This is a genomic window from Clostridioides sp. ZZV14-6387 (assembly GCF_020657835.1).
Lineage (GTDB): Bacteria > Bacillota > Clostridia > Peptostreptococcales > Peptostreptococcaceae > Clostridioides > Clostridioides difficile_A.
Genome location: NZ_JAGWCW010000171.1, coordinates 1 through 209, shown reverse-complemented (window position 1 = coordinate 209; position 209 = coordinate 1). Strand labels below are relative to the sequence as shown.

Genomic DNA, 209 nt, shown 5'->3' with positions numbered 1-209 from the left:
TGCAGCAACGCCGCGTGAGTGATGAAGGCCTTCGGGTCGTAAAACTCTGTCCTCAAGGAAGATAATGACGGTACTTGCGGAGGAAGCCCCGGCTAACTACGTGCCAGCAGCCGCGGTAATACGTAGAAGCCCCGGCTAACTACGTGCCAGCAGCCGCGGTAATACGTAGGGGGCAAGCGTTATCCGGATTTACTGGGTGTAAAGGGAGC

1 rRNA gene is annotated in these 209 nt (G+C 56.9%); it reads left to right on the top strand.

Going from position 1 to position 209, the window contains the following annotated elements:
• Positions 1-209 (top strand): 16S ribosomal RNA (locus KGF38_RS20280); the annotation flags it as partial.